This is a genomic window from Pseudomonas bijieensis (genome assembly GCF_013347965.1).
Classification (GTDB): domain Bacteria; phylum Pseudomonadota; class Gammaproteobacteria; order Pseudomonadales; family Pseudomonadaceae; genus Aquipseudomonas; species Aquipseudomonas bijieensis.
In genome coordinates this window covers 712625-736940 of sequence record NZ_CP048810.1, presented here as the reverse complement: position 1 = coordinate 736940, position 24316 = coordinate 712625, and the positions used below count along the sequence as shown (strand labels likewise).

The following is a 24316-nucleotide window of genomic DNA, read 5'->3' as shown; positions in this document are numbered from 1 at the left end:
TCCACTGCGCTTGGAGTCAGGGTTTAGGCCAGCCCTCGCGAGCGTCTTCTCAGCTAAATGGTTCAGCAAACCTTCGAGGATGGAGTATTAACGCAGCCCAAAGCCCATTCGCGCCAGCTCCCCCAGCAGCTCTTCACGCCCATGCAGGCTCGACACGCTCCGCAGCCTGCTGACCACTTGCGCTGTCCAGCCCGAAGCCTTCATCCCTTCGCGCTCATAGAACGCACCCAGGCGCTCATCGTAGTGCGCGAGAACCCCCTCCTCGCCCGCGGCCGAGTAGGTTTCGTGGTGCAGCACTGCCTCCTGGGGCAGCCGCGGCTTAACCTTCGCTGGTCGGTCAGGGGATGCGTAGCCGACGCACAGGCCGAAGACGGGATAGACCTGGGCCGGCAGCGCCAGCTCCTTGGCAACGCCTTCGATGTCATTACGGATACCACCGATGTACACGCTCCCAAGCCCCAGCGACTCCAACGCAACGACGGCGTTCTGGGCTGCGAGTGCTGTGTCAATGGTGCCCAGAAGCAAGCTTTCCAGGTAAGGCAATGCTTCCAGCGCTATGCCCTGCTGCTCCGCGATACGCGAAACCCTAGACAGATCTGCAAGCCAGACAAGAAAGAGCGGCGCTTGATGGATGTAGGCCTGATTGCCGGCCAGGGCGGACAGGCGCTTTTTACGATCGCCATCTTGAACAGCGACGACGCTCCACACCTGCAGGTTTGAGGACGTAGACGCAGACTGAGCAGCTGCGACCAAAGTCTCGATGGTACCCTCAGGCAGAGGCTGGTCTGTGAAAGCGCGGACGCTCCGGTGATCGAGGAGTTGCTCGACGATTTCATTGCATTGAGTGAGCGGTGAAATGTCAGGCGTGCCGTAGCGAGCGGTGAGCTTTGAGTGGGCTGTCATGATCGTCTTCCCAAAAAGCCGAAGGCTATCAAATCGATGCCGGTGTCACACGCGCAGAACGCCAAATTTCATTTACCATGCTGCCGACCCAGGCCAGGTACGAGCAGGCCCAAAGCCTCAAAACACACAAGTAGCTTTCGTTTGGCACCAACACCACTAACAGCCCGCGAGGCCTATCAAATCCTGCGGGACATCGCCATAGGGGTTCGCACCATGCGTCGTTTGGGTGGACTGTCTTGGTCTGAGATCTACTGCGGTCAGATGACCGTTGAAGCCGATGGCTTGGTGCTCACGTCCTACAACGATTGCGACACGCTCGACTATTGCGACAGCTGCTATAGCCCGGAGGGGCGTGCCTACGTTTTCGACTCGCTGCAGTCGTACAGTACCGACCCTGTAGAGCTGTTGAGCACTTGGGAGCAGGCCACGTTTGAAAAGTTGTTGAGAGACGCCTAGACGCCCCGCAATCAGCATAGATCGAGAAAGAATTAACCTCACCTAGGACTTCTGAGAAGCCGCACGCCCAATTGGCCCGGTGGGCACATGGAGGTGGGTGTGGCTGACTTGCCAGCCCTGAGGTGAATCAGGCTCGACATCTGACACGCCTCTAAAGCGCTGCTTGACGACAATCAGGCCACAAACCCATGCTCCAAGCGCCTGACGTACTCAATGGCCGTATCAGTTTCGAGCCTTGTTGTGACCATGGCCTCTGGAGCTTTGCCGCCAAACGCTTTCAGCGGGCCCGACATCCAGCGCCGAGCTGCATCAAGATCGCCGCCGAACAGACGCGTTGCTGCATCGAGCACTTCTGAATAGCGGGCGCGTTGATCAGGGGGCAAATTGCTCATTGAGAGATTCCGTCTGGGTTAGCAGCCCTCCGTCGAAGGCTGATTTGCAAGGATGATTGCCTTGGGGCTGGGCCTGCATACGAGTTGGCCTGAGCGGTATTCCAAAGGCAAGGCCTACATGAGCTCGCCTAGCCACCGCCATTGGTGCCCTACTCGCCCCTCTACCAAACTTCGTCTAGATCGATGTCGTCGGCAGCGTTAAGAACTGGCTGCGCGGCTATTCCTGGCTCGCCGTCATCATCATCGCCTTGGTCGGTTGCGTCAAAGTACTCTTCATCCATGTCATCAAAGTCAAAGTCGTTTTCGATTTCGTCGTCGGAGTCGAAATCAATATCGACGGGCGCTGACTGCTTGACCTGGAAGATGGGAGGAAGCTGAGCCGCTTCACTATAAAAGCCAACTCCAGCATCTAGCAGTACTGCGAAGCAAGCATCATCCCGGATGAATTCAACGCTTTCGTTGGCAAGCCAGCTCCGACGTCCGCCTTCATAAGCCAGCATCCAATTATTGCCTAGAAGTGCCTGAGTCATCGCCAAAGGCCCGAGGTCGCTAAGGTCAAGATCACCGCGCACCAAACCTGAGTGATTCAGATCCAAGGCTATGAGGGAGCAAACGGAACTCTCCATCTGTAGTACCTGCTGCACAAGCGCTGCGTCCAGAGGGATTTGAAGCTCCTTGCACAACCAAAGCAACCAGGCCGTTTCACTATGATGGTTCGCCGCTGACGCTGATCCAAGGAGGTTTCTGCAGAAGTCGCCGAGTGCTTCCATATTCAATTGATACCGATGGCCATGGTAGGTCACGAGAATCTGAGTGATCACCTGAAGCGTGTTGGGAAATCCATACCCGCATTTGAGTAGGTACGCTTCGGCAATGGGCCAGTTAGATTTCTTGATGATGGTGGACGAAAGCTGCTTTAGGCCATATTTCACCAAGCTTTCGTCCTTGAACCGCGCCTCCAGGGAGAACAACACCTCGAAATAGTGGTGGATGTCGTCCTTTTGCTGCCGCCGCTTCGCTGAGACTTTCAGCTTCTTGAGGGTGTATTTCCAAGACTCCTGGACTAGCTCGCGAACTTCAACAATCTTCGTTTTTGAAGCATTGATCTGGAGCTCAAATGCACTGACGCACTTGATAATGACAGCCAGCGCACGTTCTGCCTCTTCCCGAGTGTTGAAGAAGAAGGTGAAATCGTCGACATACCGAAAGCCTTTGGGCCAGCCGCCCAGGGCATTTCGGATGGACTCGTCAATTGCGACGCCTATCATTTCCGCAATAATGTGTGAAGTGTCCGGGCCAATGGGCAACCCAATGGTCTGGCCATCCTGTGTGCCCATGCAGCGCTGATCTAGAATGTTACCGAAGTACTGAGGGATTTTGCCCCTGTTTACCTTGGCAACAGCTTTCGAATGCAAAGCCCATGGTATCGTATGGGTGTAAATGGTGGGGAAATAGCTCGAAATATCAGTGACCAGTGCAAAGCGTGCTCCTGCCGAGCGGCGCACGCGCTCTTCGTACAAATCAGTGAATTTCGTCAGCTCAATTGCCCGCAGCGAGCCTCCTTCTCCTGGGATGCTGCGAGAGATTTCACTCTTGTTGAAATGCTCTTGGATTTGTGGCCAATACCGGCAGATGTCCTGGGCCAGCCCATAGAAATTGACGGGGTTGGGTATAGAAGTTGTACGTCTACTATATGACGACCTGGCCACAGAAAATCGTTCTGATTGGGAGAGTACTCGCCTTCTTCCGTCCAGTGCGTCATCCCAGCAGGCTTGGAGTGCCCCAATGTTTTCTGCCAATTGCTTGGTGCTGAAGCCGACCGGCAGTTGGATAGGAAAATACCCTCTCGAAAGCAAGTCCTGTAGTTGCATGGCTCTCCTTGGCAATCCGGCAGTGGTGAATGAAAGATCGCAGTTCACCCCTTGTGAGGCGCATAGTCAATGTAGCCTCTCTCATCGCCGCCGTAGAAGGTGTCACGATCTGCAGGAGTCAGCGGCCAGCCATGCTCGAGCCTGGCAACCAGATCCGGATTGCTGATGAAAGCCTGGCCGAACCCAGCGAGGTCAATCAGGCCTTCAGATATCAGCTCCTCAGCGCGTTGACGGCTCAACCCACCGGCCAATATCAGTGCGGTAGCGCCGAGTTTTGGCTTGATCTGCTTCAACAGTCCAAATAGGCCACCGCCGGACTCGCCCTGAACGGCCCGATCAATTCGCTCGAAGCTGTCTTGGTTCATCACGTGGACATAAGCCAGGTGGCGCTTGCCGATCTCCTCGGCAAGCGCGAGGTAGGTCTCATCAATTTGATCGTAGAGGGGCATGTCGAAAAGTTGACCATAGGGTGAGATTCGAATCCCCACACGGTGCGCGCCAATTCGTTTGACGACTGCATCAATAACCTCAACGGTAAAGCGCAGCCGATTTTCCAGCAGGTCACCGGAGTACTTATCTGTGCGGTCATTGACCCCTGGATTCAAAAACTGCTCGTGGAGATAGCCGTTTGCTCCGTGAATTTCAACGCCATCAAAACCGGCCTGAATTGCGTTTTCAGCAGCTTGTGCGAAGTCTTCGACGATCCGCTCGACCTCATCGGTGCGGAGTTGCCGTGGCGCTGGAGGTTCGACGCGATCTGGCTCACCCTTCTCGTTGTAGCCAAATGCTGCGGAGTCTTTGGCACGCTGAGAGCTAGGGCTGACGGGCAACTTGCCGTCGTCCTGAATCGAAGGATGCGAGACACGCCCTACGTGCCACAGCTGAGCGAAAATGTGCCCACCGATCGCATGCACCGAATCGGTTACCAGCTTCCAGCCATCGATCTGCGCTGCGCTGTAAATTCCGGGGTTGAACAGGTAGCCCCGACCTTCCCGTGAGATGGATGTCCCCTCGCTGACGATCAAACCAGCTGTTGCACGTTGGGTGTAATAGAGCGCCGTCAGCTCGTCCGCGACATCATTGGATGCCCTGGCGCGCGTCATGGGTGCCATTACGATGCGATTCTGTAAATTGAGGCCCGAGAGATCAAAAGGTCTGAAAAGGTCAGTCATAGTAAGTCTCACTGATGAGGGTAAGTTTTACGACCTCGTCTGCACTGGGTGACGGAGGCGATTACCCTATGCTAAGCATCAGTGATTGATGCGACTACAGCGATAATTGGCAAATTAAAATTGCTGGAATCGCAATTTCTGTGGCGACTTACGTGACATTGCATTTCTGAGCTAGGAGCCGGTCGAGCCTTTTTTCGCTCAAATCCAGAGCGACCCTTAGGATCGGAACGGCTTGGCGATACAGCACAGAGCATTGATGGCACGCGCCACCTATACTCCACGCATCCCATACAGGAGTATCAAATGTCCAGACTTGCAGAATTTCGTGCGTTGGAGCAACAACTGGCTGCTCAGTTGGCCGAGCTCGAGAGCCTCAAAAACGATGATGGTTTAAAGCGCGAAATCGAGTTCGAAAAAAAGCTTCGTGATCTGCTCTCTGAATACGGCTACAGCCTGCGCAATATCATAGCCATTCTTGATCCACAATCCGCTTCTCGACGAGCGCCAGCTGTTGTTGCTGAGAAGAGCAACCGCAAGCCGCGTCAGACCAAGGTTTACAAGAATCCCCACTCCGGTGAGCTCGTGGAAACCAAGGGTGGTAACCATAAGACCCTGAAAGAGTGGAAAAGCCAGTACGGTTCTGACGAGGTTGAAAGCTGGCTGGCTAAGTAAATCCTGGACTATGAGAAAGGGCCTGGTCATGGCCCTTTTTTTCTACAACAACAGTGGTCACTGTCTTTACCCGGACTGTCTGTCACCGCCATCCCCACATCCCAAATCTCCCCGAGCTCCCTGCCCGCTTTAAGGCCAGCGTACTAAGTCCAGCTCCTTGATCCGAATGGCCATAGCCGAATCTGAGACCCCAAATTGCTGGGCCAAGGACACTAGGTTCCTGTTGTTGAAACGGGTGCACCGCGCCAGCGCCAGCTCACGTTCCTTCGATTCTTTTGGAGCGTAGAGCAGTCGATCTGGATTGATGGGATCGAGGTGATAGGCAATGACGTCGCTGAAGCGCAATTGCCCGCTGCAGCAGAACATGAACTCGAACCGCTCTCGAACGAGCTTCTGCGGCATGAGGAAACAAGCCGCGAAGCGATCCGCTTGCCTCTCTGCGGGTGGACGCGGTATCTGCAACGGACTCCCATCAAAGGCACGATCACGATGCATGACGGTGTTCTCGTGAAGCACGAGATGGCCGATCTCATGGGCTCCAGTGAAGAGTTGGACTTTTTCTCCGAACTCTGTGGCAACTGCAATCTTGATCGATTGACGATCTATCAAGCCTGCAATACGAGTACCGGTGTTGTGCCGATTGAACTGCGTGTCCCCTAAGGTGGAATGGACTTGGAAATCATAACCACAGACCAAAGCAGCGATACTGGGGCTGCGCATCATCATCGGAATAACGTCTTGATCGGGCCAAAGGTATCGCCGGTCACGGTAAATCTGCATGAGCAGGTCAGTCGCTGCCTTCTCGATATAAGCGTCGTTCATGGCAAAAACACCAGATATAGGCTCTCAAGCTCAATTTAGCCCAATATGTAGTGCCTTCAAGGTGCAGCTAACGCAATATATGGGGTTTGGCGACGAACGGTAGGCTGCCTCGGTGAGATCATGGGCAATTATCATCATGCTAACCATGTCCCACTTAGGCATGAAGTACGCTCACCCGAAATTCGAACCAGTCGTTGGTGGGGAGGCTGGGTGCGATGCTCCGGACTGGCTCCCCGATTTAACGATGCTCCAGATCAGGTAGTTAGATCCAGAATCGACCACCCTGCTGCTTCCAGGGCAGCCCTTCGCTTCTCCCCGCTGCGTCCCTCTCCCAGGCTGCTCTGCCGTACAGCCAGACACAGCATGTGCGACGGCCTGGTCATCCCCACGTACATCAGCATCATGTCTCTCTTCGCCGTTACTTGGGGGCGTTTGGCAGCTGTTTTTTTGCCCTCAAGCCACGGCATGAGCTTTTTGATGAAATGGGTGCCCCGGAAAGTTTCCAGAATCAGCGTCGCGGCATGAGTCTTGCCCTTCTCCGAGTGAATGGATGCCATCCGGATGTCGACGCCATCGCCACCATCCTGGAACCGATAAGTATTAACCAGGGATCCGCCACTCTCTCCGACCTCAGTAGCCGCGGGAGCAGGCTCCCAGGCGAGATAACGATGGCCTTCGCTATGAATTGCATTTCCCTCGGCGTCATGAAGAGCAGCCGCCAGCATCAGGAGCTTCGGAGAGATTTCGTTGATCCAATCATGCTGCGTGACCTCGGATGGCACGAACAGGATCTGCCGTAGGCATTCCCGGTACTGGGCAAACGATTCAGGCTTGGTCGTGAGTTTCTCCTGTACCGCAGCTTGGCGTCGGCCCTTCAGTTGAACCAGGCTATATGGAAACGCCAACTCACCGAGGTTGGCCAGGCACAAAGCCAACAGCTCAACAGCCGAAGAGGCGGTGGGCTCTTTCATGGCATAACGCCGGGCGATATGAGCACCTTCCGCGAACGTACGAGGCTTGAACGAGGTCTTCGTCGTGTCAGACCGGTAGGATGGCCAGTAGTGCTCCAGAGCTTTCGGGTACTGATTCGCCTTGAAGTTGTCCAGCCGGTGCACCGCCCCGACTGCGAATACACCAGCCTTGCGGGATTCCGTCGACAGGTGCTTCAGCACTAACTTCCCGAATTCATCAAGTACACCAGTCGCATCGTCGTCGGGGAAAACGATGATCGTGTTAGGTGTGTTGTCCGGGGCCTGCGGAGCACGAAGCCCGATCAGGCCAGTCGTGATAGGGACATACGCAAACGGGTTGGCAATCGATGCAATGGCCTGACCAAACCGGAAGCTGCTCGCGATCTCTAACTGGCGCCCAGGGTCTGGGAATGGATCCTGGAGTGGCGCGGTCTTCTCAAAAATTTCTTGGTTTGGGTCGCCAACGCGAATGACGCGAACATCCGGATCATCGTGAGGAAAAACCCGATGCAGCACGTCCGCCTGGTCTGGCTGGGTGTCCTGCATCTCATCTATCAACACGCATGGGAAGCGCAGACGCAATGCACCGCCCACTGTCGGCTCCTGATCAAGCAACGCGTGGCCTAGTACGAACACTTCATCGAAACAGAAGTAACCAGCCTTGGCGGCTCCGCTCAGCGATTTCACGACACTCTTGTAGGTAGGAGTGTGTGGCGCAAAACCGATATCTTCACCTCCGAGTGGATCATCGAAATCGGCAGACCGGACTCGCAAGCTGTGGAGGTTTTTGTGCTTCGCCTCGAAGGCAGCCTTTGCACCGAAATGCTCGCTGTTCGTCAGCCCCCTCCGACGTGCCTTATGCGTGAGCTCATCGTCAATCGCCTGCAATGCAATCCCTTTAGAGCGCAACCACGGTGAAGCTAGGAATCGGCCAGTGAAACCATGGATGGTGTCGATATAGTGGGGAAAGCGCAGGAGCCGCTGGCCTACCTCAGTGTCGCCGAGGCGTTTCTCGATCTCTTCCCGAGCTGCGTTGGTGTGAGAAAGCACGCAGATACCCTGCATACGGCTCTTCCAATGGCGAGCCAGGATGGCAAGTTTAGCCACGACCAGGGTGGTCTTGCCGCTCCCCGGGCAAGCCGCTACATCGATGGTATCCATGGACTTCAAGAAGGCACGACGGGGCTCGTCAAGCGTTTCCAGTCCCATTAGCGTAACTACCCAGTCCACATCAGCGTCGGTGATGGGCGTTACAAGTTGGCTGAGCGTCATTCGGCGGCCTCTTCCAGCGGATCAGTGGATCCTGCCGGCGCTGCTGGCACCATGAGGGGATGAGCCGGGCTGGAGGTTGTAGCCAAGGCTGAACCGCCGGTTGCATATTCGATCGCGTGGACGACATAGGTCGGCAACTTCCCTCGCAGTGTCGTGGCATCCATCGAACCTTTTTCGAAACCCTGGTCAATGAAGTCGATCAGGTACTGGGCTGCGATCGCTTTTGACGCCCGATTGAAGAGTTTGTAGATAGCGGAGCAACGGGCTTCCTCGGTGGCATGGGTGGTCTGAATTTTTTCGAAGGCGGTCTGCGCCTTCTTCAGCAGGCCGGCTTTGGTCTCCGTGCCTTTGTCGATCTTCTCCTCATAGATGGCAAGGTATGCCGCGTGATGGACTTCCTTCGAGAAGCCTTTCAGTGCCAGGTCATATTCGAGCGTCCAGTGGTCGGCGACGAATGTGCGCACACACTGCCCATCACTTTCGCCTCGTTTCTCGCGATGTGCCTTCAGGCCCCTTTCAACTTCGGCCGGTGTGGAGCCAAAGTCTTTTCTGGCGCGCCAGCGCCGCTTGGCGATGTCTGGCCAAACTGGCCCCTTCACACCCTTTAGACCCCGAATCTCAGGCGCGCAGTCTGGCATCACATCCATGTCGGTGATGCAGGCGGTGGGAACGGTGATCTCGCCCTTCGATGTGTCCTTGCGCTGCAGGATTTTCGAATAGCGTCGCAGACCGACACCGCCTACGTTAATGATGGAGACCCCATGTTTGGTGAGATCCTTGCCCAAGCGACGCGCTAGTGACGGCAGGAGGATTGCTTCCGCATCTCCTTCGACAACGAGCAACCCTTTCGCGAAAAACAACCCAGCCTTGGTCACATCCAAGAATCGACTGAGGAATCGATAATCATCAGACGCGAGACATGTCTGATCCTCAGCGAGCGAGAAGGCCCGCTGTCGTTGCATCAACACCAGGTTCTGCAGAGGTATCTTGGAGCTCAGATTGGGGCTATGGGTGCTGAGGATGACCTGAACCGGCCTTAACTCCGTGGAGGGCTTTGCCGCGGCTTCGAGGAACTCCATCAACTGGAGCTGACGTTGCGGGTGCAGGTGAGCCTCCGGCTCCTCGATAAGGAGCAGCGGGAGTCCATCGGGTTCTTTGCCGAGAAGTAGGAGTTCGCAGGCCATGAACAACACGTTGTTGGAGCCCAGGCCGTAGATGCCGCGCGCCTCTCCAGTGGCATGATCCAGCAAACCAAGCTCCAATCGCTCCAGGATCTGCTTGAGCTTGGCTGGGTCAGTTCCGGCTTCCCCGAAGCCGATGCGACTGGTGAGGGGTTGGCCTGCCAGTGACAGCGGGCGAAGGTAGGTGTCGTTAATCTCCGTTTGAGCGGACACGATGGCACTGTGACGATTCACCAAGTGGCGCAGGAAATCACCCATGCCGGCAATGCTGAGCGCCTCTGCATCAGTGAGGTCTGTCGGGAGTGCTGCGGGATCGAAAGAATCGCCCGCATCAATATTAGGGAAACTGCTCAATACTTGAGATAGCCGGGAATTCCGGCCTGGAGACATTTCCCGTTCTGCATCGCGCAGCGGTTTAAGGTAGGCAGTGGCGAGCAGTTGCCGTACACCGACGTCTAGAGACGGCCCTTCCCCGTTCTCCCCCGAACGAACCGAAATATCCACCCATTTGCGAGTTGAGGCTGAGGCGACAACGCGGCGGGCTGACCAGTGTACGTAGAGCCGCCCTACGCCACCGGTGTAGGTCACATACTCAGCGAAAGCCCCCAATTCCGCGGAGCTCAGTCCTTCCAGAGTGCACCTCAGCGTGATGTTCTCGGCCTGGATGCCACCGCTGGAGATGTGGAAGTCCTCGAGCTGCAGTCGAAGGTATTCGGCATCCCGGGTTTGCAGCACATAACGAATCGCATCAATGACCGCGGTCTTGCCAGCGTCGTTTTCGCCGACGAGAGCCGTCACGCCTTCGTTGAACTGGATGTTCAACGCATGATCACCATGGCCGAACTGGCGGAAATTTTCGATTTTCAAAGCCGAAAGGTACACAGCGCTGCCCCCATCCTTGTTCAGTGGCAGGGAGAGGGTTGCAGAGCGTCAACCTGGCCGACACCATCCCTCCCTGGATGCGTTAGCTATATGCCATGAAAAGTCTATTGGGGCTAGACGATTTGGCCGGCTCCTACCGGAGCATGGTCATTCAGCATCCGCCTGTGGGCATGTAGCCTTAGCAAGTATCAGTGCAGCCCCGCTTGATGGCTTCCATCAGCAACGAAGCAGCCTCCCGGTCGAGGGCATCAACTCAAAATGGAGCGATCCCTAGCGTCGCCATGCCTCGTCTACTAATCAGCTTTTCAATGGCCCCAGGTCAATTGCCAGGCAACGAAGGTCGTTGACCTGAGCAACCATGGCGTCGCCGGCCTCGTGATGGGTAAAGGTGCCTAGGAAGTAGAACGTGAGGTACCTCACCAGCCGGGCCTGCTCGAGGAGCTCATTCACATAGCGCCTTGATCGGTGTTGAGTCATGCTTCATCAGAGACCTGGAGAAAGGCGTCCTTATCTGCGACCTTGTCAAAGAACCTGAATACGAAGCCAGCCCCTTCCCGCCGCTCAATTCGTCCGCCGCCGCTGTAGACGTACCCTGCAGTATCGGGCCTGGCCCAAGCCACCTTCTTGAAGTACGAGCGTAGCGGTATCTCGCCACGCCCTGTGACGTTGATGGTTACCTCGGGGAAAAGTTCTTTGAGGGCCTCGCGTGTGTCGTGGTAGTAATCCACGAGCTCTCGCAGATCACCGCTACGATGCTTCCGATCGGTTCGGGTACCCTCCGTGCCAGCACCGCCCCGTCGACGATTGGCTCCCGCCTCGTCCTCGTCGCCTAGCACGGCCCGAGGTGGACGCACTACGGGTTGTTCAGGTTGCGTCGGGGGAACAAAGATGTCGATGACCGAGGTGAGTTGTCGTTTAGCTAGACGTGTGCGGGTCTGCTGCTCCGTTTCTCCAGGTAATGATGCATCGCTACTTTCGTCCTCATCAGGCAGCACCCACTCGCACTCTGCATGATGCGCATAATGCTCGTTATCCTTGTAATGCGGAGATTTGACACGCGTTTTGTCGGTCGGGTGGATGTAGTAATTGACTGCTGTGATTTTGGGCACCACCTGGAGAGTTCTGCACTCCGGCGATGAGCACTGGAACTGAAAACGAATACGTGGCGGCGTTTGGTTGAAATAGGCTTGATGTGCACCACCAATGTTTAATTCTTCACCCAGTTCCACGCAGTAGGCTCGGGTAATCCTTCGCTTCGTTCGCATCGGCAGTCTCAACGTAAAAGCATGAGACTAACTCGCCGTGTGTGGAGCGCCAAGGCTTGAGATAGAGCCGTTAGCTAAGACCTTGGTCGAACAGGGTGTCATCTGAGAGGTGGCGTGAATCGAGGGTTGGGCCTCGTTGCTGACAAAACCCTCGTTGTAGGTTGGCAGATTACGCGGCGGCTATTCCGGCTCGCCAGCCGCTGCTCGGTCACCCTATACCGAAGCTTGCTGCTCCTCGGCAGCGGCTTGATGGCTTACAGCTGGCTGGGCCCAGTACACCATGGCTACCCATCTCAACATGAACCACCAAGCGTAAACGGCGTCCGCCGAATAAAAATCGTCATCGTCCATCAGGCCATGAGCGAACGTGTTTCGCAGGTTCGGCCCGAACGCGCTGCAGAACAAAGCTTTCATCTCGAACACGATGTCGCCACCGAAGACTGCGTCGACGCCATCGACGTCTAGAAGCGTGCTCAGGCCGTTCTCGTTCTCGATACCTTCCAAGTCAGTGTTGGAGGTTTTCAGCTCCGCTCCTTTCATGTGGAACCGGACGATATTCTCTAACTGCGGGATCAGGAAGTGCACCGCCATGCCGAAATCACCCGCCATTCCCCAATACAGCCCCTTGCCGACCATGAGCGCCCGATCAGGCGGTACCAAGGCCGACGCCTTGGCAAGTTCAACCAGATCCTGCTCTTTGTAGCAGTGTTCCCGCTGCATAACGCCCAGTGCTGGAATCACGCCGCCTTGCACGGTTAGGTTGCGTGTGAACGCGTGGTTTTTGACCATTTCTGCCCAAATGCGCTCCTCGTTATCCTGCGAGGTCTCAGCGCCTAATGACAATGGTTTGGTCTTGGCGATCACACGGCCACCCTTGTCGAGGTATGTCGCTCCAGTGAGCGCGCCGATCAACCCTACGCGTAGCGTGTTCAAGGCTGCTTGCCGAGCGTCCTCCTTCTTAGCAAATGGATACAGCGTGGCCAATGCACGGAGTGCTTCAACCGGGGACTTGCCCGAAACCTTCTCCAACGCATCATTGACAAAGCCTGAGATATCTGTAGGTGGCGTCGAGATCACGCGCATCATCCCCACCGAACGATTGCCTGCATCTGCGATGCGTTGAGGCAAGCGGAACAAGAGTTCGGTGATGCCAAGCTGATCCCTGAATCTCTGCGGTACCTTTCTGTAGATCTGTAATGCCTTCTCGAGGTTGTTCAGGGCGATCAGCGGCTGCGCGCCCTCTCCATCACCAATCACCTCCGCTTCTGCCACCCACGTATTGGCAAGGGCTGCTGTCATGCGTGCCGATGAAACAGGGTCTTTAGCTGCGCGGTACGCGTCCATGCTCAACTCATAGCACCGTCGAGCCCTTAGGATATGACCACTGCGCTCTGAATCCCGGCCGACTTTTTCCAACCTTGACGGCAGATCTGCTGCTTGGCTGTGCACCACGCGATGCTCAAGTATCAAGGTAGCGATTGGCGCCAGCATGGGGGACGGGGTATCAAATTCTCGGTCGAGTGCCTCGAACAAACGATTCGACAGTTGTTCTGCGATTTCCTTGCCGGCCTTCCCCAGCCTTGGCGCCAGCATTAGTGCACGACCCCAGCAATCTTCGCCGCCGCGCCACCAAGTGTCGTCATCCAGCGGCACGGTCTGATATCCCGCTAGCGCCGCCTGGGCATGCTTGATGTGACGCCGTCCCGGGGTGATCCAGAGGACTTCTGCAACGCGTGCCTTCACGAGGCCGGTACTGAGCTCATCGGTCACAGCTTCGAGGAAATCGAGCTCATCGGCCGTTACATCGGCAATGTCCAGTGACCGCTTGTCCTCCAATATCGCGAAGGGGCTGAGGGGCTCATTCGGATTCGAGGGGTTTAGCATCATGGAGCAGAGGTCAGACAGGAGCCAAAGTACCCGGGCCTGGGCGAACTCCTCGCTGGCCAACTTTGCTCTCGCGGCGTCAGCTAATGCACGCCATATGTCCTCGTAACGTGCTGCCACACCCTCGAGTGCGGTGGGGAGGTCTATGGCGTGTAGTGCCTCTGGGGTCAGTGGCGTGCTTTCAGGATAACGATAGAACTCTAGCGACACAGCTAATCCTCATGAGGGGCCGATTTAGAGCGGCTCACATGCTCGGAGCGTGATCATATCCGCTATCCATGGCTGTTGATTACGAGTGTCTCATTCCGCGGTCAAGGCAATAATTGCCATTTGCCATCATGCAGATCAGAATAGCCCAGCTAAAAACTTCGACGATCACGAACGATCTGGGCATGGGAATGACAGTTTCAGGAAGAAACAGCGGCGGAGCACGGGGGGCACTCACCTCGCGTACCGTAGTCCAGTGCCCGCGAATCTACCTACCTCAGAGTTTGCCTGGCATCACTTGCCGTCACCTCGGCAGTTACGACGCTCAGCGCCACCAAGCTCCCCGTCAGCACCTTTCACTGATGGCATGTCTCTACACACCATTCGATTCGAAACGGCTGAGCAATGACTCGTCAGCACGTCGGTCTATGCTGGCGGACTTTCCAGCGCACTTTCCTGAGCTTCTGGGGTTCACGGTAACCCGCATGGAGGGACGGACGCTGCTCCACCCTCTCCTTCCCATTACTGCTCACCAACCATGGGCCGCATCATGAGTTCTGCGATACCTGACTCTCAGCAAGGCCAGAAGGCTGCTGCTGACCGCTACAGTGCTCGAGAACAAGGCTTGGGCTATATTTTTCAGCCCCGTTTTGCGTTGTTCCAAGCGCTGGATCTCCCAGAAGACACTGCGATTCTCATCGAAAAAGAAGATGACTTGGATTTCGAGGATGCCTCAGGCATAAAAACCCTAGCATCCCTGAAACACAAGGCAGTGGGTGACCGGCTGAATGACCTGTCCATCGATTTCTGGAAGTCCGTCAATATCTGGCTTACTCGATATAACGCCAATGGGCGTATCGAGTCGAACTTCCAGTTTTTTCTGTTCACCACCTCAACCGTGGCACCCGGATCCTTCCTGGAATTTTTTCTCCATGGCGCCGATACGACCAACGCTCTACCCAGCGTATGGGAAGTGACGGATGCCACGCTGCACACCAGTGAATCCAAGGCACTTGGGAATGTGAAGGTGCTGTTCTCGAGCCTGTCCGACGCCGAGAAAGAAGACTTTGTCTCCAGGATCACCATCGTCGACGACATTCCGAGGATTCAAGACCTTCCGGCGCTTATCAAAGACCAAAAAATGCGCGCAATTCGTCTTGAACATCGAGACGCGGTTTTTGAGCGCCTAGAGGGTTGGTGGAACGACTTGGTCATCCAAATGCTGTGTGACTCTGACTTTGATCCGATCTGCGGTTCTGACGTATCAGAGAAGCTCCATGCGTTCAGCGAGGAGTATCGCGCCGATAACCTGCCCATCACATTTGAAGACGCTGAGCCCGAAGCGCCAATTGAAGTGGCAGCCGATAACCGCCTGTTTGTCGTCCAGCTACGGCACCTGCAGCTCAGTCAAGGCCGGATTAGGAGCGCAATACTCGATTACTACCAGGCTTTCGAACAGCGATCGGTTTGGGCACGCCAGCGCTTAACAGGAGCCGGAGAAATCGAAGCCTACGAGGAGCGGCTAACCAGGGAGTGGAAGCGACACCGGGACATCATCTTTGATGACGCATTGGAAGTGGTTGAAGAAGACCGTTCTGAGTCCGGTTTCGTGGCTGCTGGGAAGAAGCTATACACCTGGGCAGAGGTCGATGCTCAAAAACTGGAACACCTTAAGATTCGAGCCCGTGTTACGGCCCCTTACGTGGTGCGAGGCAGCTACCAGATCCTCGCCAATAAACGCCCGACACCTCCCGTGTACTGGCATCCACAACTCTTGGATCGCCTTACTGACGGCTCAGGAGAATCGGAATGAACCGATGGGATCAGCGTCCGTTTGAAACCAAAAATCTTTTCAACCCGGCTTTCTGCGCAGTGGTTCTGATGCGCTCGATCAAGGCGTACACGACGATAGATCCACGGGGCATGCCGTTTTCACTGTCACTTCTGATACTGCCACTGGCGCTTCATGAAGAATCGCGAACGGTAATTCTTGAATACGCCAGAAGCTACTTGCTCAAGGCTGTCTCGGTACACCCGCAATTGCTAATTGGTTTCCCAGAGCGCGTCACAGAGATGATGCCCTACGGATTCGAGGCCTTTGGAGTTGCGCACCAATCGGACTGTTTTGAAGTCACTGCCGAGGGACGTCTGCTGCCCAAGGCCCGCCGGCTTAAGGCAACCGTCGACGGCACAAAAGAATCGATGGAATGTCAGCAGACGGCCATTTTGCTCGGCAAAGAGTTTGCCCGAATCGCGGACAGAGTAACGGTCTACACGGCATTTGGAATCCGACCATGAAAATCAGCTCCATCCACATCTACAGCCATGATGGCCAACGCCGCGACGTGAATTTCGAGATCGATGGTCTCAATGTGATTACTGGACGCTCTTCGACTGGTAAATCGGCGCTGTCCGACATCATCGAATATTGCATGGGCCGCTCTGAATTTAACGTGGCCGAAGGTGTGATTCGGGACAAGGTGTCCTGGTTCGCGGTCATCTACCAATTCGAAGATGTTCAAGTGCTGGTGGCCAAGCCTGCGCCTCCTAGGGGCGGTGACAGCTGCCGCATGGCAATGACGCGTACGGGAGAATTTGTTGCCCCGCCCGAATACGCCGAATTGATCGCCAATACCGATGACATTGCAGTCACCTCTCTGCTTTCCCGCCAGCTCGGTATCCCAGAGAACCGCACAGAGGTGGCTGAGCAACACACCCGAGTGAGCTACGAAGCGTCGATCAAGCATTCTTATTACTACCTCTTCCAAAAGCAGGGGCTGGTCACCAGCAAAGACCAGCTTTTTTACCGTCAGAGCGAGGCGTTTCAACCCCAAGCCATCAAGGACACGTTGCCCATATTACTGGGTGCTTCAACCAACGAGCGGTATGAGCTGCAAACGAAACTGCGAACCGCTCAGCGTGACCTGAGAGCACATGCAAAGCTGCTCGATCAGTCTAAACAGGTGATTGGCAACAGCCGTAATATGGCCGTTGGCTTGCTGGCCGAAGCCAAAACCGTCGGTATTCTGCCAGCCGATCATGATGCTGGTGAGATTGAAGAGATTCTTGTGGCGCTCCGCATGGCTGCCCAGTGGGTGCCTGCCGCGATGCAGCCTCAAGCCGAAGATAAAGCACCGAAGCTTGAGCTGGAGTTGGCGAAACTTCGCAAGGATCGGCGCGAAATCAAGTCGAAGATCGAAGCAGGGCAAAACTTTGAGCGCAGAGCAAGTGGGTTCGAGCGCGAGGCTGTTGAGCAAATTGACCGCTTGGCATCTATCAAAGCCTTGCCCAAGAACACTGCAACCGGTGAATGGCAGTGGCCTTTCGCAGAAAAAAACCTGGGTATGGACACACCCATTGCCAAGGCTTTGATCAGTGAGCTCAAATCCCTTGAAGTAGAAATGCAGACGGTGCTGGGCCAGCGCCCTCACCTACAGGATTACCTCGCAGAGGAAACGCAACGGCTGCGAGACACGAACCAGCTCATCACGGAACGAGAAGCTGAGTTAGCAGCTGTGATCGCTGCGAATACGTTGCTGGCTCAAGCCCAGAAGCAAAGCGATGCGGCCAAATACGTGGTCGGCCGCGTTAGCCTCTTCTTGGAAGGGTACGTTCCCGATAACTCGTTGAAGCAGCAACAAGCTGAACATCGGCGTAAAGAACTTCGGGTCAAGGAGCTCGAGAAAGCTTTGGCAGGCATCGATGTCGATGATCGCCTAGCCTCGATCCTGAACAGCATTTCTGCCCAGATGGGCGTCTACAACAAACGTTTCAAATCCGAGTTTTGCAATCTTCCCGCGCGACTTGATCTGAAGCGTCTCACAGTAGTGTTTGACCGGCCCGAGCGACAGGTGCCGATGTCCAAAACGGGAGGTGCTGAAAACCATCTCGCCTACCATCTGTCTGCGCTCCTGGCACTTCACTGGTACTGCGCCGAGAGCAAGAGCCCCATGCCTCGGTTCCTTATGATCGACCAGCCCACACAAGTGTACTTTCCATCTGAGGAGGTCTACAAAGCCGTTGATGGGTCAGTCGAAACGACTGAACAGTCGGATGCCGACATGGACTCGGTGCGCAAGCTCTTCAACCTGCTCTACAAGTTCGCGGTTGAGGATGTGCCAGGGTTCCAGATTATCGTGACTGAACACGCCAACCTGCGCGACGACTGGTTCCAGAATTCGCTGGTAGAAGAACCCTGGAGCAAGCCACCAGCACTGGTACCTGAGGACTGGCCGCTCAAGAGCCCAGCGGGCCAGTGAGCACCACCTGTCTCTCTTGGCCAATAAAGGGAGGCAGGCTTACCCAATCAATCCCCTTTTTTATCGATAATGGATGAATCATGACCCTTTCAGCAGAACAGTTGTTTGATGAGTTGAAGCAAGCGATTGACCGCTCAGTCGCGGAAGAGTCTTTCGCGGTAGTCAAATCTGCAGCGGAAGCTGGCGGGATGGTTGGAGGCGAAAAGGACGGAAATGTCACGACGCTGGAGTACCAATACGGATACACCGACTCCACCCTGGCCCAAGTCACTCTCGCGATAAAATCCTGGGATACCAGTTCACCTGGCCAGATGAAGCCTGACCGCAACAAGATGACCATAGAGCTGATCCGCGATGGTCGGATTGAGCAGAGTCATACGGATTCGTACGAAGACTGATCGAGGTTTGGTTATGCGCCGATGCCTGACCTCGAAGTACATGGCTAGCTGAGGATCAGGCATCATGAATGAGTATGTTTGGACTCCATGTGCTGGAAACTCTGGAGCCGCTCAGTTTTTTAAAAAAACAGCGCGTTTGTTTGTATTCAAAGCATAAGCGCAGCCAAAGGCTGCGAAGAAGGCGATCTCCCCCTCAGCCCCTGCGGGGCAATACAGATGCAACCCTGGCAACAGAGACCAAATCTAGAAACCGTCAAAAGCAAAAGCCGAACCGGAAAAACCGTGTGTGAACCTTGCAGATCACCTGCGACTGCACACCACTCGCTTTTTTCTTGTCCTCAAATATAGAACTCCGTCTCGCGAAAAAAATTTCAAGGGTGCATGCAGGAAAATAGTTGAAATACAGAGAAAATCACTGATTCCGCGAGGTTAATCAGTGAAAACAACTAGATTGTGGTGCGCGATAGTCTCGGGCAGTCCGCGCCGGGAAAGCTGCAGGCCTATCCCGATGCTGGCCTGAAAAGGTTCTTCGTTGAGACCGGCGGGAAGGTCTCTGTGATACTGTCAGATGCTCTACGTCGGGTATTTCCGCTGAAAATGGTTTGCGGGTCTTTCTCGCCTGACATTGGCCAGGAGCATCTATGTCGCTGAAAGCAGCTTTCGCCACTGTACTGAAAACCATGCGCATTAGCCGCGGGTTGACGCATAAGGATATGGCAGTAGCGAGCAGCCGTGGCTACATGCTGAAGCTGGAACACGGCCTATCAAGCCCTACGGTAGAGAAGCTGACTGCGATAGGTGATGCGATGGGGCTCAGCCCTTTGACGCTTTTCACACTGACGTTGAGTGTGGAGAGCGGTCAACCGATTGATACCCTGGTACAGAGGTTGAAAGCTGACGTTGCAGATCTGGAGGCCAATGGCGCGCTCAGCGGCCTAGTAGTCTCATCAGCGACACCTATCTGCATAACAAAGCCCTCGTCGGCACGCCGGCACAAGGCTATTTACCCGTCATCTCAAGCTGAACTGTGCTTTGCCGAGTAGCAGAGGTTGAGATCGCCGAGTGTCAGAGTCCAAGGTCAATCGAAAACAGGATATCCCTAAGCTCAACTGGAACGGCCTCCTCTTCTACAAGACGTTTTAGCACCTGATAAATCAGATGTGACCGTAACTGTTCCCGGACAGGGATGTAGCTGCTGTCGGTGCGCGGCAAATCCGCGCTGGGCAGGACGCGCTCAAGCACTGCAAACGCTACGGCGCCAACGTCTTGCTTGTAGATGCGAGTCAAACTGTCCAGGCCCGGTTTACGGCGGAAGCTGGCGACTGCATCACCCACTATCGCCATGAGAGAATCACGATAGTGCTCAGCGGCGCACAACCACACCTGCGCTTCCTGCTCGACCTTCAATGCCCTGTCCTCCTCGCTTCCAATCGGCGCGCAATATTCGACCAAAGCGTGCTTGAGCGCCAGGGGGCGGCTGCAGTTCAACCATCTAGGGATTTTCGAACATGCTCATTCAATTTGATCTGAACCGTAACGACCGCGACGCACTGCTACGGCACTGCCAAGAGTTTGTTCCCGAAAGCGGAGATGCCCGTGAAGACGCCCGCCTGGCTGAGGCTTTGGAGGCGCTGATCGCTGCATTGGAAGACGCTATTTGAAGTGCAGGAGAGACGTCGTCGAAAGCTGCCTCAATCGACCAGTTGAGGCGCCTGAGATGCGAAGGAGTACATGTGTACTCTTGGGTTTGATCACCCATCGCGAGACGCTACCAAGATTACGGTCTCACTGAAAATTAGGCGTATAAAGAGCAGCGCCACGATCCCTTCACCTCCCGCAACTCAGCACTGATATAGCCTTGTAAGCAGATGGCTCTGTTGGGGATCCGTTTAAGTAATCTTGCCCCAGAGCTCCCTTCGTCTGTTCCGCTTGGCCCGCCTCGTGAAATCCGTAAGAATGTCATCTGGCCATTACCAACTGTACGGAATACTCATATGCCACGGAAGCGCAAAGGGAGCGGCGGCGGGCCGATCGCTCTGTACGCCTTGTTATTCGTTGTTGCCCTTTTGGCGCAGGTTCCAAAGCAAGCGTGGATCGCCCTTGGAGTTATCTTGGGCGTAAGTGCGTTGGTATGGGCGGTCAGACGCGCCACCCAGGCAAAGCCTTACGCGTCTGAAGATGACATTGTTGCGGAGATCGCCGCTGAATCTCGACAGGTAACCTCCCCCAGTCTCACCGTCCAGTTCGGCACCAGTACCCGCGAGCGAGACTTCCATACTGTCCAATTCGGTTCGTCCAGCGATAGTCAGAGCTACGCCATTCCAAAGCCAAGTGCAAAGCCCATGGGGGTTCGCTGGCTTGCCGAAGGTGAATCTATCACCGTGGCCGGATTGGCCATACCGGGTGGAATGCTCTACATCACCGAGCGGGCAACCCAGTTCGGTCAGACTGAACCGTCCCTGATTGATGCCACGCTTCGAGTCGCACGCTCACCCATGAGCCTTACCGAGCGGCAGATGCCCTATTGGCCGAGTTACCGAAGCATCACGCCTGAGGCGCGGCGAGCGTATCTGCAATGGTTGGCAGGAGGTCGCCGTCAGCCTGCGGATGCGGGATACGTGTTCCTGTTTTTTTACGGGCTTGAACGCCGCGCGCTGATCGATGCACCGAGCGATCCTCAGGCCAAGGCAGAGATCCCTGCCATTAAGGCCGAGGTCGAACGCTTGCTTGGTCTCTACGGGGACAACCATTCTTTCCGCGGCTACGCTACCCGCTTTCTCGCCCATATCGACGCGGGTTCTGTTCAACCTCAAAGCTATATGAGTGAAACCACCGCCAGTGCCGCAGATGGATACGAGCTGCCCATGTCGCTGCGCGTCGCGCTAGGCCAGATGGCCGTGGACAAGTATCCACTCCCCCCGCACTGGGCACTAGCCTGGGCACTCGCTGAGCCAAACATTTCCAGGCGTACACCTGTGACCCGTTGTCCTGAGCAATTCGCAGCGCTCTTCAAAAACGAATTCGCAAAACGGTATCCCAATGGCCTTGTGCTTCCTCAGAACAAGACCAAGCTGAAGATTGCCTATCGCCCCGCCTCTTCCGGATTGAGCATCCCGGCAGCGGCCGTAGGCGACCTCCCCGATGTCGCGGCAACCTCAGGAACGCGTAACAAGCTGCAGGTTATAGTGGAAGAATGCACCACCGTTCTCGACGCTTACAGTCGATATCTGGGGCGCAACCCAGACGCTGGAGATAGTCTGGAAGCCATCCTGCAGTTGCCAACAGAACTCTGGCCTGCTGAAGCAAAAGCCGAACTCGAACAGTTGGAACAACGCGTCGGCGGCGAAACTATCTGCATGAGTTTCGCTGAGCTGGCAGGCCGTTTCAAATCCGCCGGCGCGCTTTCCCGCGACAAAGTCGTGGCACTCGCCCGGGCTTTGGAAAGCAAGCGGATCGGATTAGAGCCCGATGTGCTTTCTGGCAGCCGTACGCCCAAGGCAGAAGACACCATTGCACTGTTCGCAGCGGACTCTGATGAAGGCACTCTTCGGTCGACCGATGCTTACAGCGCTGCAGCAGTGACTTTAGACCTGGCCAGTGCAGTGGCTGCGGCAGACGGTGACACCTCGCTAGAAGAGGTGAGTCTGCTGTCCGGCCACATTGACTCATGGGATCACCTCTGCGTCGCGCATCGAAAACGCTTGAAGGCGCACCTCCAGATTCAACTGAAGCAACCGCCGACATTGGCAAGCCTCAAGAAGAAGCTTGAGCCGCTGACGATCGAGGCCAAGCGGAAAATTGCCAGCTTCCTGGCCCACCTGGCACAAGCGGATGGCGAGGTGACGCCACAGGAAGTTAAGCTCCTTGAGCGCGTATACAAGTCGCTCGCCCTCGATCCGCAGTTCGTCTACAGCGACCTCCACAGTGCAGCTGTTCGTCCCTCCCATGGAGTGGAGGCACTGACTGCGAATGCCGCGCTGGCCACTGCGACACAGACATCAGAAAGCACTGGCTCTGGCTTTGCACTGGACATGGACAAGGTCGCTCGCTTGCAACAAGAAACGGCAGAAGTGTCGGCGCTCCTGGCCAGCGTCTTCAATGAAGAATCGCTGACTGAGACGCCTAGCGCCCTGGAGCCCGAGGCGCCCCAACGGCAGGAAGAAAGTACCGCCGAACAGCTTGCTACCGTACATGGCCTGGACGTCGAGCATTCAGCGTTCCTTCGGCTTCTGGTGTCACGGCCTGAGTGGAGTCGTGCCGAGCTGGAAGACGCAGCCAGTGATATGGAACTGATGCTGGATGGCGCCTTGGAGCGGATCAACGACACAGCGTTTGAGCTGTTCGACATGCCCGTGACCGAAGGTGATGATCCCATCGAAATCAACCCCGACATTCTGGATGAGCTAGCCCTATGAGTAAGATACGAGCCAAGGATCGCGACGCGGTCATTCAATCGCTGCGTGCGGGCGTAGTGCCCCGTGTTGGGCAGCATCTCATCCAGGTAGGTCGAGCGGGTGAACTCGATTCGCTGCTCAAAGATGTGGATCGTCTCGCGGATGGCGGCTCGGCTTTTCGCGTCGTCGTTGGCGAGTACGGCGCGGGCAAAACCTTCTTCCTAAACCTGGTGCGCGGCATCGCCATGGAGCGCAAGCTTGTCACCATGCACGCCGATTTGAATCCAGACCGCCGGCTTCACGCTTCAGGTGGCCAAGCGCGCTCGCTTTACTCGGAGCTGGCTAAAAATATGGCCACCCGCACCAAGCCAGAAGGCGGCGCTCTGCAGGGTATCGTTGAGAAGTTCATCTCCCAGGCTAAGACGGAAGCCAAGACCGAAGGTGTCGAGAGTGAGGCGGTCATTCGTGAGTACCTGGCAGAGCTCACCGAGATGGTCAATGGGTATGATTTTGCCGACGTCATTGCCGCCTACTGCCGCGGCTTCGAGGAAGGTAACGAGCAGCTCAAGGCTGACGCCATTCGTTGGCTACGCGGGGAATTCTCCACCAAGACTGACGCCCGCGCTGCGTTGGGCGTGCGGACGATCGTCGATGATGCTTCTGTCTACGACCAGCTGAAATTGCTGTCACGATTCGTGCGCCTGGCTGGTTTCGGCGGCTTGATGGTCTGCCTGGATGAACTGGTCAACCTGTACAAACTGGCAAACACCCAGGCCCGTAACGCCAATTACGAACAGATTCTGCGCATCCTGAACGATTCGTTGCAGGGTTCCGCTGAAGGCCTGGGTTTTGTATTGGGCGGCACACCAGAGTTTCTGATGGACACTCGTCGGGGGCTCTACAGCTACCCTGCCCTGCAATCGCGCCTCGCTGAAAACAGCTTTGCGAAGTCTGGCCTGGTCGACCTTTCTGGGCCTGTCATTCGACTCAGCAGCCTGACACCTGAAGACTTCTACGTGCTTCTACAGAAGCTGCGCAATGTCTACGCCTATGGTGAGCCTGAGAAGTTTTTGCTGCCGGATGAAGCCATCCCCGCTTTCATGGCGCACTGTAATCAGCGCTTGGGCGAGGCATATTTCCGGACGCCGCGCACGACCATTACGGCTTTCATCAACTTGCTCGCGGTGATCGAGCAAAACCCTACCGCGGATTGGCGAACTTTGCTGGGCGCCGTGGAGCTGACCAAGGATGAGGCCGGGCAGCAAGATCTTGAAGTTGAGGCCGACGATGAGCTCGCCAGCTTCAAGCTCTGACT

The 24316-nt window shown here is 55.8% G+C and carries 21 protein-coding genes; 10 read left to right on the top strand and 11 right to left on the bottom strand.

Features of this window, described 5'->3' with window-relative positions; genetic code table 11:
• Window positions 1-87 precede the first annotated feature (87 nt).
• The gene (locus tag GN234_RS03085) at window positions 88-903 is read right to left on the bottom strand and encodes an NADPH-dependent oxidoreductase (protein ID WP_176687849.1); all 816 of its coding nucleotides are present in this window, start codon (window positions 901-903) and stop codon (window positions 88-90) included.
• 141 nt (window positions 904-1044) lie between these two features.
• On the opposite strand from GN234_RS03085, the gene GN234_RS03080 reads away from it, so the two are divergent.
• Window positions 1045-1359 carry a DUF7693 family protein gene (locus tag GN234_RS03080; RefSeq protein WP_176687848.1) on the top strand — a complete coding sequence of 105 codons (315 nt, stop codon included), beginning with the start codon at window positions 1045-1047 and terminating at the stop codon, window positions 1357-1359.
• A 173-nt stretch (window positions 1360-1532) separates the two neighbouring features.
• Here the strand turns inward: GN234_RS03080 and GN234_RS03075 are convergent, their stop codons facing one another.
• The 3 genes from GN234_RS03075 to GN234_RS03065 all read right to left on the bottom strand — a co-directional run bounded on the left by GN234_RS03075 (window position 1533) and on the right by GN234_RS03065 (window position 4794).
• A complete protein-coding gene (locus GN234_RS03075) occupies window positions 1533-1751 on the bottom strand; it encodes an antitoxin Xre/MbcA/ParS toxin-binding domain-containing protein (RefSeq protein ID WP_176687847.1) in 219 nt (72 codons plus the stop codon).
• A gap of 161 nt (window positions 1752-1912) precedes the next feature.
• Entirely contained in the window at window positions 1913-3622 is a 1710-nt protein-coding gene (locus GN234_RS03070; RefSeq protein WP_176687846.1) for an RNA-directed DNA polymerase, read from the bottom strand.
• A gap of 44 nt (window positions 3623-3666) precedes the next feature.
• On the bottom strand, window positions 3667-4794 hold the full coding sequence (locus tag GN234_RS03065; protein WP_176687845.1) for an alkene reductase: 1128 nt from the start codon (window positions 4792-4794) through the stop codon (window positions 3667-3669).
• Between the two features lie 303 nt (window positions 4795-5097).
• Here GN234_RS03065 and GN234_RS03060 point away from each other — a divergent pair, with 303 nt between their 5' ends.
• Entirely contained in the window at window positions 5098-5466 is a 369-nt protein-coding gene (locus GN234_RS03060; RefSeq protein WP_176687844.1) for a histone-like nucleoid-structuring protein, MvaT/MvaU family, read from the top strand.
• A gap of 129 nt (window positions 5467-5595) precedes the next feature.
• Here GN234_RS03060 and GN234_RS03055 read toward each other — a convergent pair whose 3' ends face one another.
• The 6 genes from GN234_RS03055 to GN234_RS03030 form a co-directional block, all read right to left on the bottom strand.
• The gene (locus GN234_RS03055) at window positions 5596-6288 is read right to left on the bottom strand and encodes an ImmA/IrrE family metallo-endopeptidase (RefSeq protein ID WP_176687843.1); all 693 of its coding nucleotides are present in this window, start codon (window positions 6286-6288) and stop codon (window positions 5596-5598) included.
• Between the two features lie 254 nt (window positions 6289-6542).
• Window positions 6543-8531, bottom strand: a complete 1989-nt coding sequence (locus GN234_RS03050) for a UvrD-helicase domain-containing protein (protein ID WP_176687842.1) — start codon at window positions 8529-8531, stop codon at window positions 6543-6545.
• On the bottom strand, window positions 8528-10594 hold the full coding sequence (locus tag GN234_RS03045) for an ATP-dependent nuclease (RefSeq protein ID WP_233459524.1): 2067 nt from the start codon (window positions 10592-10594) through the stop codon (window positions 8528-8530). Before GN234_RS03045 ends, GN234_RS03050 begins: the two co-directional genes overlap by 4 nt.
• A gap of 297 nt (window positions 10595-10891) precedes the next feature.
• Window positions 10892-11044, bottom strand: a complete 153-nt coding sequence (locus GN234_RS03040) for a hypothetical protein (protein ID WP_176687841.1) — start codon at window positions 11042-11044, stop codon at window positions 10892-10894.
• A 23-nt stretch (window positions 11045-11067) separates the two neighbouring features.
• A complete protein-coding gene (locus tag GN234_RS03035; RefSeq protein ID WP_176687840.1) occupies window positions 11068-11823 on the bottom strand; it encodes a hypothetical protein in 756 nt (251 codons plus the stop codon).
• Window positions 11824-12072: 249 nt separating this feature from the next.
• Window positions 12073-13953: a DUF4209 domain-containing protein gene (locus GN234_RS03030; protein WP_459213874.1), complete on the bottom strand. Its 1881-nt coding sequence runs from the start codon at window positions 13951-13953 to the stop codon at window positions 12073-12075.
• 535 nt (window positions 13954-14488) lie between these two features.
• On the opposite strand from GN234_RS03030, the gene GN234_RS03025 reads away from it, so the two are divergent.
• The 5 genes from GN234_RS03025 to GN234_RS03005 all read left to right on the top strand — a co-directional run bounded on the left by GN234_RS03025 (window position 14489) and on the right by GN234_RS03005 (window position 19650).
• A complete protein-coding gene (locus tag GN234_RS03025; protein WP_233459523.1) occupies window positions 14489-15763 on the top strand; it encodes an ABC-three component system protein in 1275 nt (424 codons plus the stop codon).
• Entirely contained in the window at window positions 15760-16248 is a 489-nt protein-coding gene (locus tag GN234_RS03020; protein ID WP_176687838.1) for a three component ABC system middle component, read from the top strand. Before GN234_RS03025 ends, GN234_RS03020 begins: the two co-directional genes overlap by 4 nt.
• On the top strand, window positions 16245-18209 hold the full coding sequence (locus GN234_RS03015) for a DUF3732 domain-containing protein (RefSeq protein ID WP_176687837.1): 1965 nt from the start codon (window positions 16245-16247) through the stop codon (window positions 18207-18209). The genes GN234_RS03020 and GN234_RS03015 overlap by 4 nt, the downstream gene beginning before the upstream one ends.
• Before the next feature lie 80 nt (window positions 18210-18289).
• Window positions 18290-18607 carry a hypothetical protein gene (locus GN234_RS03010; protein WP_176687836.1) on the top strand — a complete coding sequence of 106 codons (318 nt, stop codon included), beginning with the start codon at window positions 18290-18292 and terminating at the stop codon, window positions 18605-18607.
• Between the two features lie 641 nt (window positions 18608-19248).
• Window positions 19249-19650 (top strand): helix-turn-helix domain-containing protein, encoded by a 402-nt coding sequence (locus GN234_RS03005; protein WP_176687835.1) that lies wholly within the window; start codon window positions 19249-19251, stop codon window positions 19648-19650.
• 22 nt (window positions 19651-19672) lie between these two features.
• Here GN234_RS03005 and GN234_RS03000 read toward each other — a convergent pair whose 3' ends face one another.
• A complete protein-coding gene (locus GN234_RS03000; RefSeq protein ID WP_176687834.1) occupies window positions 19673-20014 on the bottom strand; it encodes a hypothetical protein in 342 nt (113 codons plus the stop codon).
• A gap of 101 nt (window positions 20015-20115) precedes the next feature.
• Here GN234_RS03000 and GN234_RS02995 point away from each other — a divergent pair, with 101 nt between their 5' ends.
• From GN234_RS02995 to GN234_RS02985, 3 genes are all read left to right on the top strand, one after another.
• Window positions 20116-20268, top strand: a complete 153-nt coding sequence (locus tag GN234_RS02995; RefSeq protein WP_176687833.1) for a hypothetical protein — start codon at window positions 20116-20118, stop codon at window positions 20266-20268.
• A 333-nt stretch (window positions 20269-20601) separates the two neighbouring features.
• The gene (locus tag GN234_RS02990) at window positions 20602-23022 is read left to right on the top strand and encodes a tellurite resistance TerB family protein (RefSeq protein WP_176687832.1); all 2421 of its coding nucleotides are present in this window, start codon (window positions 20602-20604) and stop codon (window positions 23020-23022) included.
• Window positions 23019-24314 (top strand): ATP-binding protein, encoded by a 1296-nt coding sequence (locus GN234_RS02985; protein WP_176687831.1) that lies wholly within the window; start codon window positions 23019-23021, stop codon window positions 24312-24314. The genes GN234_RS02990 and GN234_RS02985 overlap by 4 nt, the downstream gene beginning before the upstream one ends.
• Window positions 24315-24316: the final 2 nt, after the last annotated feature.